Below are 17,799 nucleotides of genomic sequence, written 5' to 3'. Positions count from 1 at the left end.
ATTCGCGGGATGCGGACGCCGGCGCACCCCCGTGGACCGCTCTTCGGGCGGCGCGCCGAGATCCGGCGGATCGACGAGCTGACGACGGCGGCGCGCGTGGGCGAGGGCGGCGTGCTCGTGCTCCGCGGTGAGGCGGGGATCGGCAAGAGCGCGCTGCTGGAGCATGCCGCACAGGCGCCCGGGTTCCGGGTCGTGCGGGCCGACGGGGCCGAGTTCGAGTCGGAGCTGCCGTTCGCCGCGCTGCACCAGATGTGCGTGCCGGTGCTGGCGCGGCTCGCCGACCTGCCCGGCCGGCACGGCGACGCCCTGCGCGTCGCGTTCGGGCTGGCCGAGGGCACCCCGGACCTGTTCCGCGTCGGCCTGGCGACCCTGGCGCTGCTGGCGGCCGCGGCGGCGGAACGCCCGCTGCTGTGCGTCGTCGACGACGCGCAGTGGCTGGACGCGGAGTCGGCCAAGGCACTGGCTTTCCTCGCCCGTCGCGTCGGCGCCGAGCGCGTCGCGGTGGTGGTCGCGGTCCGGCCGCCGGGTGCGGGCGCGCTGGCCGGGCTGCCGGGCGTGGACGTCGACGGGCTGAGCGACACCGACGCGCGGGAGCTGCTGGCGGCGCGGAGCCACGTGACGCTCGACGAGCAGGTGCGCGCCCGGCTGCTGGCCGAGGCGCGCGGGAACCCGTTGGCGTTGCTGGAACTCTCGACGGCCGGCGGGTTCGCCGCGCCGGACTCCTCGTCGGTGCCGTCCCGGATCGAACGCGGCTTCCAGGCCCGGCTGGCGGACCTGCCCGCCGCCGCGCGGCTGCTGCTCACCCTCGCGAGCGCCGACCCGACCGGCGACCCGGGCCTGCTGTGGCCGGCCGCGCGGCGGCTGGACCTCGACGTCGCCACGGCCGGCGCGGCCGCGGCCGCCACCGGGCTGGTCGAGTTCGCCACCCGCGTCCGCTTCTGCCACCCGCTGGCCCGGTCGGCGGTCTACCAGGCCGCGGAGGCGGGTCAGCGCTACGCGGTCCACCGGGTGCTGGCGGAGGTCACCGACCCGGCCGTTGATCCCGACCGGCGGGCCTGGCACCGCGCCCAGGCCTGCGCCGGCCCCGACGACGACGTCGCCGCCGAGCTGGAGCGGTGCGCGTCCCGGGCCCGGTCCCGGGGTGGGGTGGTGGCCGCCGCGGCCTTCCTGGACCGCGCTGCCGCGTTGTCGCTGGACGCCGGGAAGCGGGTCGAACGGACGATCGTCGCGGCCCGGGCCGCACTCGACGCGGGCGCGCCCGACGCGGCGGCCGAGCTCCTCACGGTCGTCGAACCCGTGGCCCTGGACGAGATCCGGCACGCGCAGGTCGATCTCCTGCGCGGTCAGGTCGCCTTCCAGCGGCACCACGACGGCGACGGCCCGATGTTCATGGTGCGGGCCGCGCGACGCCTGGCGGAGCTGGATCCGGACCGGTCGCGCGAGTGCTACCTCGACGCGCTCGAGATGGGCCTGCTCGTCGGCCGGCCCGGTGGTGTGCTGGACACGGTGCTGGCCGCGGTCCGGTCCGCCGGGCCCGCGCCGGCGTCACCGGACGTCCTCGACGTGCTGGTGCTGGTGACCGGGGGAGACCACCGGGCCGCGGTTCCCTTGCTGCGCAAACTGTTCGACGACGTCGACAGTCCCTTGTGGACTCGACGGCCGGCGCTCGCGATCATGCTCGCGTCGGAGATGTGGGATCCCCACGCCCAGGCGGCGATCACCGAGTGGCTGATGAAGACCGGCCGCGAATCGGGTTCGCCGCTCGTCCTGCGGCTCGGCCTCGCCCAGCTGGCCTCGCAGGGCGCGCTGACCGGTGACACCGGGCAGGCGATGGCGGCGATCGCCGAGGAGGAGGCGATCGCCGACGCGGTCGACGGGCCGCCGATGCTGTACCCGCGGCTGCACCTGGCGGCGATGCGCGGCCGTCGCGAGGAGGCCCTGGCGCTGTTCGAGTCCGCCACGGCGACGGCGACCGCCGGCGGCGCGGGCCAGCTGGTCGCCAACGTGCACTGGGCGTCGGCCGTGCTGCACAACGGGCTGGCCGACTACCCGGCCGCGCTGGCGGCCGCCCGCCAGGCCACCGCGCACGGCGGGCTCTCCCTCGCCGGAGCCGCCCTGCCCGAGCTGGTTGAGGCGGCCGCCCGGACCGGAAATCCCGCCGAAGCCGCCGCGGCCCTGGCGTCGCTGACCGAACGCACCGCGGCGAGCGGAACCGCCACGGGCCTCGGCGTCGCGGCGTACGCGCGCGGCGTGGTGACCGGCGTCGAGGACCACTACCGCGACGCCGTCGAGCACCTGGGCGAGAGCCCGCTGCTCGCGTACCGGGCCCGGGCGCACCTCCTGTACGGGGAATGGCTGCGCCGCGAAGGCCGCCGGCGCGACAGCCGCGAGCACCTGCGCACCGCGCACGAACTCCTGACGGGCGCCGGGATGGAAGCGTTCGCCGAGCGCGCGGCGAAGGAACTGCGCGCCACCGGCGAAACGGCGCGGGCCCGGTCCGCGCGCACCGCGGACCGGCTGACCATGCAGGAGACGCACATCGCCCGCATGGCCGCCACCGGCGCGACGTCCAACGAGATCGCCGCGCAGCTGTTCCTCAGCCCCCGCACCGTGGATGCCCACCTGCGCAACATCTTCCGCAAACTGGGCATCACGTCCCGCCGGCAGCTGCGGAACCAGCCGGGCCTCGACGGCTGACGCCCAGGCCGGTCAGCCGAACGTCGCCAGCACGACGCTCAGCCCGCGGTCGTCGCCCAGCGGGCCTTGTTCCAGCATCCGGTTCATCACGTACGCCACGGTCATGCGGCGGTCGAAGTCGTTCATGACGAGCGATCCGCCCCAGCCGCCCCAGGAACAGCTGCGGCCCTGCACGGCGTAACCCATGCCGTACCGGATCCGGGCGCCCAGGACCTGGTCTTCGCCGGCGAACTGCTCCTCCAGGGCCCGCTCGCAGCCGGCCGCGGACAGCAGCCCCCGGCCGCCCGAGGTGAGCACCGACTGCACGGCGGCCACCGACCGCGCGTTGCCGAACCCGTTGGCGGACGGGATGTCCGCCCGTCGCCACGCCTCCGTGTTGGCCACCGCCGCGGGGACGTCCGGGTTGCCGGGCCCGCGGTCCGCGAACCCGGGCGCCCGCGTCGTGGCCGGGATGACCGGCGCGACCCGGTGGTCGTGCTCGGGGGCCAGCCCGATGTGGAAGTCGGCGCCCAGCGGCCCGGCCACCTCCTCGGCGAAGAACCGGCCGAGCCGGCGCCCGGTGACCCGGCGGATCACCTCGCCGGCCAGGTACCCCTGCGTGACGGCGTGGTAGGCGCCCACTGTGCCCGGTTCCGACGCGGGCGCCTGCGCCGCCAGCAGCGCGGTCATCGCGGGCCAGTCGTAGAGCCGCTCGACGGTCAGGGGCTCGTCCCAGGACGGCAGGCCCGCGGTGTGCCCGAGCACGTGCCGCACCCGCACGTCGTCCTTCCCGGCGGCGGCGAACTCGGGCCAGTACGCGGCCACGGGCGCGTCCAGGTCGAGCTCACCGCGATCGGCGAGGATCAGCGCGCACAGCGCGGTCATCGTCTTGGTGGTCGACCAGACCGCGGTGATCGTGTCGCGCTCCCACGGCCGCGTCCGCGCCTCGTCGGCGTACCCGCCCCAGAGGTCGACGACCGGCGCACCGTCCACGTACACCGCCACGGACGCCCCGACGTCGTCCTTGTCCAGCGACGCCGCCAGGGCGTCCCGCACCGCTTCGAACCGTTCGTCACACGTACCCTCGATGTGGGCCATGAGCGGTACCCAACCCTCGTTTCCCCGTCGGCGCCAACGGATTAACGCAGGCCGTGATCAGCCGCGCCGCCGAATTACTTGAACGAACAACCAGATGCGAGTAGTAGTGGCACCAGGACCTCCATGATCCGTTCGTTCTCCAGGGGAGTCATTGATGCGCATTGGTTTCAGCCTTCCGGTGTTCGGCAAGGCGGCGGCCACGCCGGGCGGGGTCGCGCGGTACGCGCGGGCCGCCGAAGAGGCCGGGGCGGCCGGTCTGTGGGTGGGGGACCGGCTGTTGTCGCCGGTCAAGCCCGTGGTGCCCTACCCGGGTTACGAGACCATGCCTGACGAGTTCCGGACCGCCCAGGACCCGTTCGCCGCGCTGGCCATCGCCGCGGCGGTGACCGAGACCGTGATCCTCGGCTCCAGCACCATCAACGCCACGCAGTACCAGCCCGCCAACCTCGCGCGGCTGCTGACCAGCATCGACGTCGCCAGCAACGGCCGGCTGCTGCCCGGGCTGGGCATCGGCTGGTCGCCGGACGAATACGACGCCGTCGGCATCCCGATGTCCGAGCGCGGCAAGCGGCTCGACGACCTGCTCGACCTGCTCGACACCTGGTGGAGCAAGGACATCGTGTCCCACGAGGGTGTCGGCTACAAGATCGCGGAGTCGTACGTCGACCTCAAGCCGGTGCGGAAGCCGCCGGTGCACCTGGCCGGGTTCGGCGAGAAGTCGCTGCGCCGGGTCGCCGAGCGGGCCGACGGCTGGCTGCCGGTCTGGTCGATCCCCGAAGCGTTCCCCGCGGACGTGCTCACCTCGACCCTGGCCAAGCTCCGCGCCGACGCCGAGCAGGCCGGCCGTGACCCGGGGGCGCTGAGCGCGGCGCTGCGGGTGAACGCGGCCCCGGACACGAAGCCGGAGGACATCGCCGAGTCCGTCGTCAAGATCGTCTCGATCCTCGAGCCGGACCACACTTTCATCGACATCAGCTACCTGACCAGCAGTGTGGACGAGCACATCGACCTCACCGGCCGGTTGCTGGAACTGACCGCCCAGGGCTGAAGTCCCCGGTGGCGGCTCGCCCGCGGGTGAGCCACCACCGGAGCGTTCCCGACGAGTTCCGGTTGTCTGCGTCACGGGCGTGGTGATAAGATAACTTGAAACGTTTCAAATCAGCGAAGATTTGACGTCGGCCGGCTGCGGCCGCGAGTGGAGCGTCCATGTCCGGTCATCCCGCACGAGTCGCGCTCGCTTTCCTGTGCGCCTTGCTCTCGACGCTCTTCCTCGGCACCCCCGCGCTCGCGGGGGATCGCGGCGCGGGGATCGAGGTCTACGATCTGCGCGCCGACAACGTTGTCAACCCGCTGGCCACCACCGGCGCTCCGACGCTGAGCTGGAAACTGCGCTCCGACCGGTCCGGCGCGCGGCAGACGGCCTACCGGATCCTCGTCGCCAGCTCGCCCGGCCTGCTCGCGGCGCGTCGCACCGACATCTGGGACAGCGGCAAGGTCGTGAGCGGTGACTCGGTTTCGGTGCCCTACCGCGGTGCGGCCGCCGCGGCCGGGAAGCGGAGCTACTGGACCGTCGAGGTTTGGGATTCCCGTGGCGGCGTGACAAAACCGGCCGGGCCCGCCTGGTGGGAGACCGGGCCGGCGGACTGGGGGAGCGCGGCCTGGATCAGCCCGGACGCGGGGAGCGCGTACGCGTGGCAGGACTTCACCCTCGACCTCGACTTCACGATCAAGGCGGGCGCCGCGAGCGTCCTCTTCCGCGCCGCCGGCCCCGACGACTTCCTGATGTGGCAGGTCAACGCGGCCACGACGCCGGGCAAAGTGCTGCTGCGGCCGCACGTGAAGAGCCACGGCGCCTTCACGCTCCTCGGCGAGACCGACCTCGCGCCCGTCATCACCCCGGCCACCGTCGGCGCACCGCACCACCTGCGTCTCGAAGCCCGCGGCGACACCGTCGTCACCTCGATCGACGGCACGCAGGTCGACTCCCGCACGGTCGGCGCGGCGACCACCGGCACCCTCGGCTTCCGGACGTCCGTCAGCCAGGGCACGGCCGAGGACGCCCGCTACGACAACGTCGCCGTGCACGCGCCCGACGGCACACCGCTGTTCTCCGACGACTTCTCGGCCGTCCCGGACCCGCGCTTCCCTGGCGTCACCATCGCCGACGGCCAGCTGGAACCGCAGGGCGACCCGGTCCTGCTGGCCCAGACGCCGGACGCGCCGTTGCTGCGCCACGAGTTCGTCCTGGACAAGCCGGTCGCCACCGCGCGGGCGTACGTCTACGGCCTCGGCTTCTACGAACTCCACCTCAACGGCGAGAAGACCGGCGACCAGGTCCTCTCGCCCGCCAGTACCCCTTACGACCAGCGAAACCTCTACGACTCCTTCGACGTCACCAGGCAAGTCCACGCCGGGCGCAACGCCGTGGGCCTGTGGCTGGGCAACGGGTACGGCTCGCGGTTCAGCCAGTACGGCTTCCGGTGGACGGGCCCGAAACAGGGCATCCTCGCGCTCGCCGTCACCTTCACCGACGGGACGACCCGGACCGTCACCACCGACGACACCTGGCGCTGGTCCGACGGCCCGGTGACGGCCAACGACCTCTACGCGGGGGAGAGCTACGACGCGCGGCTGCAGCAGAACGGCTGGGACCGGCCCGGTTTCGCCGACGCGTCCTGGCACCCGGTGCGCACGGTCGCGGCGCCCAGCGCCACCCTCACCGCCGCCACGGCGCCGCCGATCCGCGTGGTGCAGACCCTGCGCGCGGTGTCGGTTAAGCAGCCCCGGCCGGGTGTCCACGTCTACGACTTCGGGCAGAACTTCGCGGGCTGGGCGCAGCTCCGCGTCGCCGGGCCGGCCGGGACGACGGTGCGGATGCGCACGGCGGAGGAGGTCGGCGCCGACGGGATGCTCGACACCAGCACCAACCGGAACGCCGCGTCGACCGACTCCTACACGCTCGGATCCGCCGCGGGGACCCAGGTCTACGAGCCGCGGTTCACCTACCACGGCTTCCGCTACCTCGAGCTGACCGGCTTCCCGGGCACGCCGGACCTCGGCAGCGTTGCCGGCCGCGTCGCGCACGCCGACGTCGCGGCCACCGGGCACGTCGAGACGTCCGACCCGCTGCTGAACACGATCTGGGCGAACAACCGGCGTGCCGTCCTGAACAACTCGATGAGCCTGCCCACCGACAACCCGGTCCGCGACGAGCGGACGCCGCCGGGCATGGACGTGCAGGCCTACCACGACGCGGCCGTCCTCGACTTCGGCATGGACGGCTTCTACGGCAAGTACCTACAGGACCTGCCGCCCGGCACGGCGCTGCCCAGCGACGCGGGCAACGCCCAGCTGCCGGACATGGGCGGCGGATCGGTCGACCTCGCGTGGTCGCTCTACGAGCAGTACGGCGACCTCGGGCGCCTCGCCGCGACCTACCCGAAGATGACGGCGTTCGTGGACACCAACGCGGCCGCCTACCCCGGCCGGATCTGGCCGGACGACCGCGGGTTCGGCGACTGGTGCCCGCCCGACCGCGGCCCGAACGCCAACGGGGGTCAGGGAAACCCGTCGGCGGGCGACTGCTTCAGCGAGCGGTCGATCGTCAACACGGCCCTGTCGTTCCGGCAGGCCGACGACGTCGCGAAAGCCGCGCGGGCACTGGGGAACACGGCCGACGCGGCCCACTTCGCCGGACTGGCGACGTCGATCGCCGACGCGTTCAACGCGCACTTCCTCAACGCCGCAGGCAACACCTACGGCGACGGCCGCCAGACAACCAGCGTCCTGCCGCTCGCCTTCGGCATCGTGCCGCCGGACAAGCTCGCCGCCGTCGGCGCGCAGCTCGTCGACACGATCCTGACGAAGAACGGCGGCCACCTCGACACCGGCATCTTCGGCACCCGCTACCTGCCCGAGGCGCTCGCCAAGGTCGGCCGGATCGACGTCGCGCTGACCGTGCTCGACCAGAAGACCTACCCCGGGTTCGGGTACGAGATCGGCCGCGGCGCGACGACGCCGTGGGAGCAGTGGACGTACCAGTCCGGCATGGAAACCCACGACCACGCCATGTTCGCGGGCGTCAACGCCGCGCTGTACACGCAGTTCGCCGGGATCACCCCGGCCGCGCCCGGCTACGCCGCGATCGCTTTCGCACCACAGGTTCCCACCGGTCTCGGGCACGTGGCGGCGTCGCTCGACACGGTCCGCGGCCCGGTTTCGTCGGCGTGGACGCAGTCCGGGTGCCGGCTGGACCTGACCGTCACGGTGCCCGCCAACACGACCGGCACGGTGACGGTCCCCGGTACGGGCGTGACGGCGCCGCCGGGTGCGACACCGTTGCCGGGGGCGAACCGGTTCTCCGTGGGCTCCGGCACCTGGACGTTCACCGCCCGCCACTGCGACTGACTGGGAGTCCCTCGTGAAGCGCATCCTCTTGGCCGCCTTGGTGGTCGCCGGTCTCGTCACCCCGGTCGGCACGGCCGCCGCGGCCGTCAGCTACCCGGGTCTCGCCGCGGCCTTCGACAACGTCGGCGTCAGCACCGCCGCCCAGCCGGGCGCGGCCGACCTCGACGGGAGCGGGCACAGCCTCATCGCCGAAGACCTGGCCGCCGCGGGCTGGGCTCCCGGCCGCACGGTCACCGTCGACGGCGCAGCGCTGGCGCTGCCCGCCTACAGCCCGGGCGCACCCGACAACGTCGTCGCCGCCGGTCAGCGGATCGAGGGCGCCTTTTCCGGTGCGGCGCTGTCGTTCCTGGTGACGAGCACGGGCACGGCGTCCGCCGGGACCGGGACGATCGAGTACGCGGACGGGCACGTTCAGGACTTCCAGCTCGGCGCGCCCGACTGGTACTTCGGGCCGGGTGACCGGATGACCGTGTCGTTCCCGCGGTGGAACACCCCGAGCGGACCGAACGCCTTCTCCGCCAAGCTGTACACGGTGTCGGTCCCGCTCGACCCGGGTGCGCCGGCCACCGCCGTCACGCTGCCCACGATCAGCCCGGGCGCGGCCCTGCACGTGTTCGCCCTCGGCGTGCGGCCCGCGGCCGGGCCGTGGGCGGGAACGTGGGCCGCGGCGACGGACGACGGCCTCGCCGCGGGTCCGTGGACCGAGCGGACGCTGCGCATGGTCGAGCACACCAGCCGCGGCGGCTCCCAGGTGCGGGTCCGGCTCGACAACGCCTACGACCCCGGGCCGCTGGTCGTCGGCCACGCCACGGTCGCGGTGCGGCAGGCGGGCGCGACGCCGGTGAACACGCCGGTCACCCTGACCTTCGGCGGGCAACCGGAAGCCGGGTTGCCCGCGGGCGCTCAGGCCGTCAGCGACGCGCTGCCGTTCGCGGTGCCCGCCGACGCCGACCTGCTCGTGAGCCTGTACCTGAAGGGGACCGTGACCAACGCGCCCGCGCACAGCGTCGGGCTGCAGGACATGTACACCACGGCCGACGGCACCGGCGACCACACGGCCGATGCCGGCGACTTCCCGTCCGCCGGCACGTTCGGCTTCTGGACGATCCTCAGCGGCATCGACGTCGCGGACGCGGGCCCGGCCGGTTCCGTGGTGGCCTTCGGCGACTCGATCACCGACGGCTACTCGTCGACCCCGAACACCAACAGCCGCTGGCCGGACTTCCTGGCCCAGCGCCTGCTCGCGCGCGGCCCGGACAGCGCGCCCGGGGTGGTCGACGAGGGCATCGCGGGCAACCGCATCCTGCAGGACGCCTTCAGCGGATTCCCCGACGGCCGCACGGCCGGCGTGAGCGGCCTCGCCCGGCTGGGCCACGACCTGATCAGCCAGCCCGGGGCGCGCACCGCGATCGTGCTGGAGGGCATCAACGACATCAACAGCGACGCGAGCGCCGACGCCGTCATCGCCGGGCTGAAACAGATCGCCACCGAGCTGCACGCGGCCCACATCCGGGTGCTGGCGGCCACGCTCACGCCGATCAAGGGCTGCTCGTGCAGCAACGACGCCCACCTGGCGGCCCGCGACCAGGTGAACACCTTCATCCGCACGAGCACGGGAGTGTTCGACGGCTGGGTCGACTTCGACGCGGCGGTCCGCGACCCGGCCGACCCGGAGGCCATGCTGCCGGTCTACGACTCGGGCGACCACCTGCACCCCGGCGACGCGGGCTACCGCGCCATGGCCGAGGCCATCCCCCTCGACGCGCTGTGAGTGTCTACTTCGGACTGTCTGCCGTACGGCGGATCCGCCGCACGTCGGGAAGCGCGAGGACCGCGGCGGTCGCGGCCACGATGACGCCGGTCGCGCACCACAGCGTGCGGTCCAGGCCGATCTTGTCCGCCGCCGGGCCCGCGGCGGCCGCGCCCAGAGGAGTGAGCCCGAAGGAGCCGAGTGCCTCGTAGGCCGCGACGCGCGAGAACTTGTCGTGCGGCACCTCCTGCCGCAGCGTCGTCAGCCAGTTGACGCTGAAGATCTCCACGCCGACCCCGGCCAGCAGGGACGCCGCGCAGATCACCAGGAGTGGCGCCGACGCCGCGAACGCCGCGAGCGGCAGGGCCAGCAGCAACGCCGCGGAGGTGCCGGACACCAGCAGTCGCTTCGGCCGCAACCGCACCATGAGCAAGCCGCCGAGGATCATGCCGGCCGCGTCGCACGAGAGGATGAAACCCCAGTCGGCCGCGCCGTTGAACTTCGCGTGGGCGGCCAGCGCGCCGAGGACGGCGAAAGCGCCGACACCGAGGGCGTTGACGACGGCGAACTGGCCCACCACGCTCCACAACCACCGCCGGCCGGCGAACTCCGTCCGGCCTTCGCGCAGTTCGGTGCGCAGCCCGGTGCGCTTACGCAGGTGGCCGTCGACCTCCATCAGCACCCCCAGCCCGGCCGCGACGAGGAACGTCGCCGCGTCGAGGGCCAGTACCCAGCCCGGGCCGAAGCCCGCGACCAGCACACCGCCGAGCGCGGCCCCGGCGACCTGGGCGCCGTTGAGGCCGGTCCGGAAGAGCGCGAACGCCTTGCTCGCGTCCGCCCGGTCCACGCTGCGCATCAGCAGACCCTCGGTGGCGGGCATGCGGAAGGCGATGGCGAGGCCGTTGACGGCGGCGAAGACCACCAGCTGCCAGACCTTCACCGATTCCGTGAAGACCACCAGCGCGAACAGCGCCTGCGCGAGCGCGCTGACCAGGTTCGCGGCCACGATGACCAGGTGCCGCGGCAGCCGGTCGGCCACGACGCCGCCGATCGCGAAGAACAGCACCGCCGGCACCGTGCCCGCCGCGGACACCAGGCCCACCGCCGTGCCCGAGCCGCCCGCGTAGAGGATCGCGAACGCCATCGCGACCGGGGCGGCGGCCGTACCCAGCGCCGAGACGACCGCACTCGCGAACTGCAGCCGGTAGTTACGGCTTCGCCACATGATGTTCCCCAAGACGTTTCAACCCGGATAGTGTCAATTGTGTACATGAGGGTTGCGGCTACTCTGGGAGCGTGTCAAGTGAGACAACGCCGCCGTCCGGGGCGCAGCTGGCCGACGCGCTCATGCGCACCACCCACGCGCTGCGGCGGTACGCCGGGCAGCCCTACCAGCAACGCGGCTGGTCCACGTCCCGGGTGCTGCTGATGCTCGCCGTCGACGAAGCGGGCACCCCGCGGATGGGTGAGCTCAAGGACCGGCTCGGCGTCACCGGCCGGTCGATCACGTCCCTGGTGGACGGCCTGGAGGACGAGGGCCTGCTGCGCCGGTGCGACGACCCCGGCGACCGCCGCTCCACCCGGCTCGAGATCACCGCCAAGGGCCGCGAACACCTCGGCGAGATCAAGGCCCTGCACGACGCGCACGCCGAACACACCTTCGCCGTCCTCGGCGCCGCGGAGCGCAGCGCCCTGCTCGACACGCTGGGCCGGCTCCGCGACCACGTCGCCGGGCGGCTGCCGGAACCCGGCGAAGACGCGTCCTGAGCACCGCGTCGCACAACCGTTGCACGCTCGTCAGGCCGCCCGCACCAGGCCGGGGACCGCACTTCGGGACCCGGATTCTGCATCGGTTGTGAATCGGTTGTACCGTCGGGGGTGCAGCGGTTCACCTGAGCAGCCGCCGCACCCCACATCCGCGATCCCGTCCGGGACCGGCGTGGGACTGGACTGGTGCACGCCGCGGTTTGGCCTCACGGTGAAGAGGGAGGCCACCCGTCATGCCTGCTGTTCCGCTGCCCCGTCAGCGCGGCGTGTTCGCGTCGGCGCGGTTCGACGTTTCGGTCTCGGCCGAGGCCACGGTGCTGGCCGCGGCCGGTGAGCTCGACATCTCCGTCGCCGCTTCGCTCGCCGAGTCGCTCGACCGGGAACTGGCCTTGCGGCCGCCGGTCCTCGTGGTCGACGCCGCGGCCGTCACCTTCTGCGCGGCGCGGGCGCTGACCGTCCTGGTGAAGACCGCCGCCGACGCGCACGCCGCCGGGGTCCCGTTCGTGCTCGTCACCCGGCAGCGGTCGGTGCTGCGCCCGCTGACCGCGCTGGGGCTGGAGCGGGTGCTGCCGGTCTACCGCGACCTCGCCGAGGCGTTGTCGTGGCTGGCGCTGCTGCCGCGGCTGACCGAACCGGCGCCGGACTGCTAGCCCTCAGGCTTCCGTGCAGGGGACCCGGCCCCAGACGGTCTTGCCGCCGTCGTCGTCGCTGACGCCCCAGGCCCGGCAGATCCGGTCGACCAGCAGCAGCCCGCGGCCGCCGTCGTGGGCCGGGTCCCGCATGCGCGGCACACCGCCGCCGTGGTCGGCGACGGCAACCACGACCTCGCACGGGTCGTCCACCTGGTGGAGCCGGAGCTGGATCGGCCCTTTCGCGTGGTGGTAGGCGTTGTCGAGCAGCTCCCCGACGACCAGCATCGTGTCGACGCGGTGGGCCTCGTCGAGGGTCGAGAGCCGCGCTTCGGTCCACCGCCGGGCCGCGGCGAGGTCGGCGAGATCGTGGCCGGTCAGGTCCAGGACCTGCCACCCGGGCCGATCGGTTTCGCGCCAGGTCACCGGCATGAACAACTCCTCACGACGACGTCCGCCACACCGGCGAGCACAGGTGGCCGGCGTCGTTGTCCGGTAGGTACCCCGAGCCGCCGGGCTTACCCGTGACTCGCGCCCCTTTTCGCGGACGCCCCGACCGGCTGAACCGGGTTTGTGCCCGCCCGTCGCGGGAAACCGGGTAGTCCGCACCCGCAGAGGAGTCCCATGAAGGCAGTGACCTGGCACGGCAAGCGTGACGTCCGCGTCGAAGAAGTGCCGGATCCGAAGCTCGAAGAACCCACCGATGCGATCGTGCGGATCACCTCCAGCGGCATCTGCGGCTCCGACCTGCACCTGTACGAGGTGCTCGGGGCGTTCATGACCGAGGGCGACATCCTGGGCCACGAGCCGATGGGCGTGGTCGAGGAGGTCGGGGCCGAGGTGACCGGCCTGAAGCCGGGTGACCGCGTGGTCGTCCCGTTCACCATCTCCTGCGGCCACTGCTGGATGTGCGAGCGCGGGCTGCAGTCGCAGTGCGAGACCACCCAGGTCACCGGCCAGGGCAAGGGCGCCGCGCTGCTGGGCTACACCAAGCTCTACGGGCAGGTGCCCGGCGGGCAGGCCGAGTACCTGCGGGTCCCGCAGGCGCAGTACGGGCCGATCAAGGTCCCGGACGGCCCGCCGGACGAGCGGTTCGTCTACCTGTCCGACGTCGTCCCGACCGCCTGGCAGGCCGTCGAGTACGCGAACGTCCCCCGCGACGGCACGGTCGTGGTCTTCGGCCTCGGCCCGATCGGGCAGATGGCCTGCCGGATCGCCCGTCACCGCGGCGCCGGCCAGGTCATCGGTGTCGACCTGGTGCCGGAACGGCTCGCCCGCGCCCGCGAGCACGGCGCCACCGCGATCGACACCCGCGACCACAAGGTCATCGGCGACGCGATCCGGCAGCTGACCGGCGGCCGCGGCGCCGACTCGGTGATCGACGCCGTCGGCATGGAGGCGCACGGCGCCCCGGTGGGCAAGCTCGCGCACAACCTGGTCGCGATGCTGCCGCAGCCGATCGGCGCGAAGATCACCGAGAAGGCCGGCATCGACCGGCTGAGCGTCGTCTACGCCGCGATCGACAGCGTGCGCCGCGGCGGCACGATCTCGCTGTCCGGGGTGTACGGCGGAATGGTCGACCCGCTGCCGCTGATGGACATGTTCGACAAGCAGCTCCAGCTGCGGATGGGCCAGGCGAACGTCCGCCACTGGATCGACGACATCATGCCGGTGCTGACCGGGGACGGCGACCCGCTCGGCGTCGAGGGGTTCGCCACGCACAAGCTGCCGCTGTCGGAGGCGCCCCGGGCGTACGAGATGTTCCAGAAGAAGCTCGACGGCGCCCAGAAGATCCTGCTGCGGCCGGGGTCCTGAGCGGGACGCCGGTTGGGCCGTCCCCCGGCGGGTACCCGCCGGGGGACGAAGGAGGCTGCCCGTGTCGACCGACGCGATCGTGATGCTCAAGGACGATCACAAGACAGTCGAAAGGCTGTTCAAGCAGTTCGAGAAGGCGGGCGAGCGGGCCTACCAGGAGAAGCGGAAGCTCGTCGACGCGATGATCGAGGAGCTGACCACCCACACTTACATCGAAGAAGAGATCTTCTACCCCGTCGCCCGGGAAGCCGTTCCGGAAACGCGCGACCACGTGCTGGAAAGCGTGGAAGAGCACCACGTGATGGTGTGGCTGATGGCCGAGCTGCGGACGCTCGACCCGAAGGACGAAACCTTCGACGCAAAGGTCACCGTGCTCACCGAAAGCGTGCGCCACCACGTCGAAGAAGAAGAGGAAGAGTGGTTCCCCGAGGTGCGCAAGGCGTTGGGGCGCAAGCGGTTGCAGGAGATCGGGCAGACCATGCTCGACATCCGGTCGAAGGCCCCCAAGGACCCGCTGAAGATCCGCAGCGCGCACGCCTGACGCGCGTCGCGTGAACCGGCCCGGGCGCACTCGAGCCCGGGCCGGTCCCGTCACCGCAACCAGCCGAGCAGGGCCTCGTAGACGACGTTCTCGTGCAGCAGCGCGAAGTGGTTCAGCCCGCCGAGCCAGACGACGTCGGCGTCCTCGGTCAGGTCGTCGCTCCCGACCGGGGTCACGAGGAGATCGCCGAAGAGCCGGCCCCACGTGCTGTCCTGGGTGCGCGAGAGCGTCGCGGACACGAACAACCGGCGGATGCCCGCGCCCGAGCCGGGTTCCGGTCGCCAGGTGGCCCCGGCATCCCCTTGCGCATGGTGGACGTGGCCGTAGGCGAGGTCCTGGATGCCGTCGCTGCGCAGCGCGAGCACCCGGGCGAGGGGCGCCGCCGCGGCCGAACGGCCGAGCACGCCGACGAGCCGGGCGACGTGGCGTTCGAGCGGCGCGCCGCGGTGCGGGGTGCCCAGGCACACCAGGCGCGTCACGCGGGGGAGCCACGGCGAACCCTGTTCTTGTGCTTGGTACAGCGCGCTTCGCGCGACCAGGCCGCCCATGGAGTGTCCGATGAGGACGATGTCGGTGACGGGGACCGGCCACGCGGCGACGAGCCCGGACAGTAGCGCGACGAGCTCACGGCCGTTCTCCCAGACGTGGCGGCCCGAGTTGTACCGCAGGTACACCGGGGTGCTGCCGACGTCGGCAGCCAAGCGCGTCCCGAAGTCGGCGCCGGGGGTCGCGCCGCGGAACCAGCCGCGCTCGGTTTCCACCAGGCCGTGCAGGAAGACCACCACGCTGCCGGTCGCGTCCGGGAAGGCCGCGGCGAGCGTCCGGCGCTCGACCTCGACGGCTCTTCGGGCCGCTCGGACGGTCATGGCGTCCCGGCCGGGAGCGGGCAGGCTCGCGCCGAACACCCCGTGGGCGACGCCGGTGACGTAGTGCCCCGCCGAGGACTCGAGCACCGAGCCGGCCCAGTACCGCCACGCGAGTCGCGCGGGGACCCGGCCCAGCAGTGCGTGCAGCGCCGAAGCGGTCGTCTTCGTCATGGTGCTTCTTCCGTGCTTCGCCGCCGCAGGACCGGCCGGCCTCAGGTGGGGGACTACCCGCGTCGACGCCCGGTACGCGGCCGGGCCCGAAGCGCCGGGGTGACGTCCGACGCACTGCCGGGCCTGGGCCGTTCTCACTGTCCTGAATGGACGCCGAAATCGCCCGTCAGGAGCGCGGCCCGTACGTTTTCCGGCTTTCGACGTTTCCCGTCGCGTCGTGGACGAAGTGCGTGACCCGCTTCCGGCGCGCCATCGTGCGCCCGAACGACACCGCGTCGCTGCGGCGCGCCGAGGTGTTCGAGGCGCGGACGCCGCCCTCGATCCGGTTCTTCCACAGTCCGTCTTCGTAGTACGTGTGCACGTCTCCCCGGGTCACGCCGACGCCTTTCACCGTGGGTGGGCCGTCCTACCCGAGGTGGGTGCCCTTCCCGGTGCGACACAAACGCGGTACCGCCGATCAAGGGCTCAAGTGCCGCCCGGGCCGGGGGCGCCCGAGTCGAGCACGGTCACGACCCGGTCGATCCCGGCGAGGCCGATCACCCGCCGGACCCGGCGCGGTGCGAGGACGACGAACCTCGTCCCGCGGTCGGCGCAGCGCCCCTGCACGGTCACCAGCGTCGAGATGCCGGCGGAGCTGAAGAAGGTCACGGAGTCGAGGTCGAGCGTGAGCCGTCGCGGGCCGCCGGCGAGCTCCGCGGTCAGCGCGTCCTCCAGGACGGGGCTGGTCGAGGCGTCGACCTCGCCGCGCGCCCGCACGCTCACGTCGCCGTCACCGGCGCTCTGCCGGGTCACCGTGAGCAGGTCGTTCGCGGGTCCGGTGCCGTCCGGACGCGGCGTCTCCATGGCAGCTCCTCCACTCGCGTGGCCGGTTCCATCCCACCAGGTCCGGCGGCGGATACCAAGGGGCCTGCCTAGCTCGGGCCGGCTTCGTCCTTCGGGCAGGCGAGGCCGGGCTCCGCGCAGCCGAGGCGGCCCCACACGACTTTGCCGTCGTCGTGGTAGCTCGCGCCCCAGGCGAGGCACAGCTGGTCGACGAGCAGCAGCCCGCGGCCGCCGTGGTCGTCGGGGACGCGCAGCCGCGGCGAGCTGCCGCTGGTGTCGGCGACGGCCACGGTGATCTCGCAGGGCTCGGCGAGCCGGTGGAGCCGGACCTGGGTGGGGCCGTCGGCGTGCTGGTAGGCGTTGTCGAGCAGTTCGCCGATCACCATGAGCACGTCGAGGCGGTGCGGTTCGCCCAGCGTGGCGAGCCGGGCTTCGGCCCAGTGCCGCGCGGACGCCGAGTCGGCCCGGTCGCGGCCGGTCACGTCCAGGATCTGCCAGCCGGCCTGGTCGTCTCGAGCCCAGGTCACCGGCAAAACGACTCCTCCCGCGGGCCCGTTCCCAGAGGTGAGGAACCTGCCTGGGCTGTCGTGTTCTCCAGGCAGGCTACCCGCGCTCGGGATCGGCGCCCGCCGCGGCCGTCGGAGCGCCGTGCTCAGCGCAGCGGCAGCTCGACGAAGTTGCGCAGCACGAGGGCGTTCTGCGCCTGGATCAGGCGGCCGCCTTCGTCGATCCGGCCCAGCTGCACCGCGGCGAAGCCGAGCGCGACGGCGAGGTCCGCGATCCGGTCGCCCGCGGCCGGCGTGTCGGTCGCGAGGAAGACCACCCGTTTGCCCGGTCCCGGGGCGGGTTCGGCCGCGAGGGTCCCGGACGGCAGCTGGTTGAAGGCCTTGACGACCTCGGCGCCGGGCAGCTGCTCGGCGACGTAGTGGGTGGACAGCCGGCCTTGCAGGATTTCGTCGGCGTTCGGCGTGTAGAACGCGTTCGTCGCGTCGACGACGGTCTTGCCGGCCCAGTCCGGCCGGGACTTGCCGAAGCGCTCGACCGCCGTGAACGGGATCGCCAGGAAGAGGACGTCGCTCTCCAGCGCCTCTTCCAGCGTCACGGCGTGCACGCCGGCGCCGAACGACGGCAGCGACTGCGGCCCGCGGGTGTTGGCGATGCTCACCTCGACGCCGGCCCGGGCGAACAGCCGGGCCAGGGCCGAGCCGATGTTGCCGCTGCCGATGATCGCGGGGCGCGTGGTCATGGTGTCCTCCC

The 17,799-nt window shown here is 73.0% G+C and carries 16 protein-coding genes; 8 read left to right on the top strand and 8 right to left on the bottom strand.

Annotation, left to right across the window (positions count from 1 at the left end; all coding sequences use genetic code 11):
• Positions 1-9: 9 nt before the first annotated feature.
• Positions 10-2,697 carry a helix-turn-helix transcriptional regulator gene (locus tag OG570_RS39510; protein WP_326953906.1) on the top strand — a complete coding sequence of 896 codons (2,688 nt, stop codon included), beginning with the start codon at positions 10-12 and terminating at the stop codon, positions 2,695-2,697.
• Positions 2,698-2,709: 12 nt separating this feature from the next.
• On the opposite strand, the gene OG570_RS39505 is transcribed toward OG570_RS39510, so the two are convergent.
• Positions 2,710-3,774: a serine hydrolase domain-containing protein gene (locus tag OG570_RS39505; RefSeq protein WP_326953905.1), complete on the bottom strand. Its 1,065-nt coding sequence runs from the start codon at positions 3,772-3,774 to the stop codon at positions 2,710-2,712.
• Positions 3,775-3,928: 154 nt separating this feature from the next.
• Here OG570_RS39505 and OG570_RS39500 point away from each other — a divergent pair, with 154 nt between their 5' ends.
• From OG570_RS39500 to OG570_RS39490, 3 genes are all read left to right on the top strand, one after another.
• Positions 3,929-4,822, top strand: coding sequence for a TIGR03619 family F420-dependent LLM class oxidoreductase (locus OG570_RS39500; RefSeq protein ID WP_326953904.1), 894 nt, complete (start codon positions 3,929-3,931; stop codon positions 4,820-4,822).
• Positions 4,823-4,980: 158 nt separating this feature from the next.
• Complete coding sequence (locus OG570_RS39495; protein ID WP_326953903.1) at positions 4,981-8,181, top strand: family 78 glycoside hydrolase catalytic domain; 3,201 nt, start codon at positions 4,981-4,983, stop codon at positions 8,179-8,181.
• Between the two features lie 13 nt (positions 8,182-8,194).
• Complete coding sequence (locus OG570_RS39490; protein WP_326953902.1) at positions 8,195-9,952, top strand: SGNH/GDSL hydrolase family protein; 1,758 nt, start codon at positions 8,195-8,197, stop codon at positions 9,950-9,952.
• A 4-nt stretch (positions 9,953-9,956) separates the two neighbouring features.
• Here the strand turns inward: OG570_RS39490 and OG570_RS39485 are convergent, their stop codons facing one another.
• Positions 9,957-11,156, bottom strand: a complete 1,200-nt coding sequence (locus OG570_RS39485; protein ID WP_326953901.1) for an MFS transporter — start codon at positions 11,154-11,156, stop codon at positions 9,957-9,959.
• 71 nt (positions 11,157-11,227) lie between these two features.
• On the opposite strand from OG570_RS39485, the gene OG570_RS39480 reads away from it, so the two are divergent.
• Both OG570_RS39480 and OG570_RS39475 read left to right on the top strand, forming a co-directional pair.
• Positions 11,228-11,698 carry a MarR family winged helix-turn-helix transcriptional regulator gene (locus tag OG570_RS39480; RefSeq protein WP_247051101.1) on the top strand — a complete coding sequence of 157 codons (471 nt, stop codon included), beginning with the start codon at positions 11,228-11,230 and terminating at the stop codon, positions 11,696-11,698.
• Between the two features lie 233 nt (positions 11,699-11,931).
• Complete coding sequence (locus OG570_RS39475) at positions 11,932-12,348, top strand: STAS domain-containing protein (protein WP_326953900.1); 417 nt, start codon at positions 11,932-11,934, stop codon at positions 12,346-12,348.
• 3 nt (positions 12,349-12,351) lie between these two features.
• Here OG570_RS39475 and OG570_RS39470 read toward each other — a convergent pair whose 3' ends face one another.
• A complete protein-coding gene (locus OG570_RS39470; RefSeq protein WP_326948914.1) occupies positions 12,352-12,759 on the bottom strand; it encodes an ATP-binding protein in 408 nt (135 codons plus the stop codon).
• A gap of 192 nt (positions 12,760-12,951) precedes the next feature.
• On the opposite strand from OG570_RS39470, the gene OG570_RS39465 reads away from it, so the two are divergent.
• Together OG570_RS39465 and OG570_RS39460 are read left to right on the top strand one after the other, a co-directional pair.
• Complete coding sequence (locus OG570_RS39465) at positions 12,952-14,142, top strand: zinc-dependent alcohol dehydrogenase (RefSeq protein ID WP_326953899.1); 1,191 nt, start codon at positions 12,952-12,954, stop codon at positions 14,140-14,142.
• A gap of 61 nt (positions 14,143-14,203) precedes the next feature.
• Complete coding sequence (locus OG570_RS39460) at positions 14,204-14,683, top strand: hemerythrin domain-containing protein (RefSeq protein ID WP_247051105.1); 480 nt, start codon at positions 14,204-14,206, stop codon at positions 14,681-14,683.
• 50 nt (positions 14,684-14,733) lie between these two features.
• Here OG570_RS39460 and OG570_RS39455 read toward each other — a convergent pair whose 3' ends face one another.
• The 5 genes from OG570_RS39455 to OG570_RS39435 form a co-directional block, all read right to left on the bottom strand.
• On the bottom strand, positions 14,734-15,720 hold the full coding sequence (locus OG570_RS39455) for an esterase/lipase family protein (protein ID WP_326953898.1): 987 nt from the start codon (positions 15,718-15,720) through the stop codon (positions 14,734-14,736).
• A gap of 166 nt (positions 15,721-15,886) precedes the next feature.
• Positions 15,887-16,096, bottom strand: a complete 210-nt coding sequence (locus tag OG570_RS39450; RefSeq protein ID WP_326953897.1) for a DUF2188 domain-containing protein — start codon at positions 16,094-16,096, stop codon at positions 15,887-15,889.
• 89 nt (positions 16,097-16,185) lie between these two features.
• The gene (locus OG570_RS39445; protein ID WP_326953896.1) at positions 16,186-16,563 is read right to left on the bottom strand and encodes an STAS domain-containing protein; all 378 of its coding nucleotides are present in this window, start codon (positions 16,561-16,563) and stop codon (positions 16,186-16,188) included.
• Positions 16,564-16,631: 68 nt separating this feature from the next.
• Entirely contained in the window at positions 16,632-17,069 is a 438-nt protein-coding gene (locus tag OG570_RS39440; RefSeq protein WP_326953895.1) for an ATP-binding protein, read from the bottom strand.
• A gap of 125 nt (positions 17,070-17,194) precedes the next feature.
• Positions 17,195-17,788, bottom strand: coding sequence for an NADPH-dependent F420 reductase (locus OG570_RS39435; RefSeq protein WP_326953894.1), 594 nt, complete (start codon positions 17,786-17,788; stop codon positions 17,195-17,197).
• Between the last annotated feature and the right edge of the window lie 11 nt (positions 17,789-17,799).

The organism is Amycolatopsis sp. NBC_01286 (assembly GCF_035982555.1).
Lineage (GTDB): Bacteria > Actinomycetota > Actinomycetes > Mycobacteriales > Pseudonocardiaceae > Amycolatopsis.
This window is presented reverse-complemented; position numbering and strand designations above follow the sequence as displayed.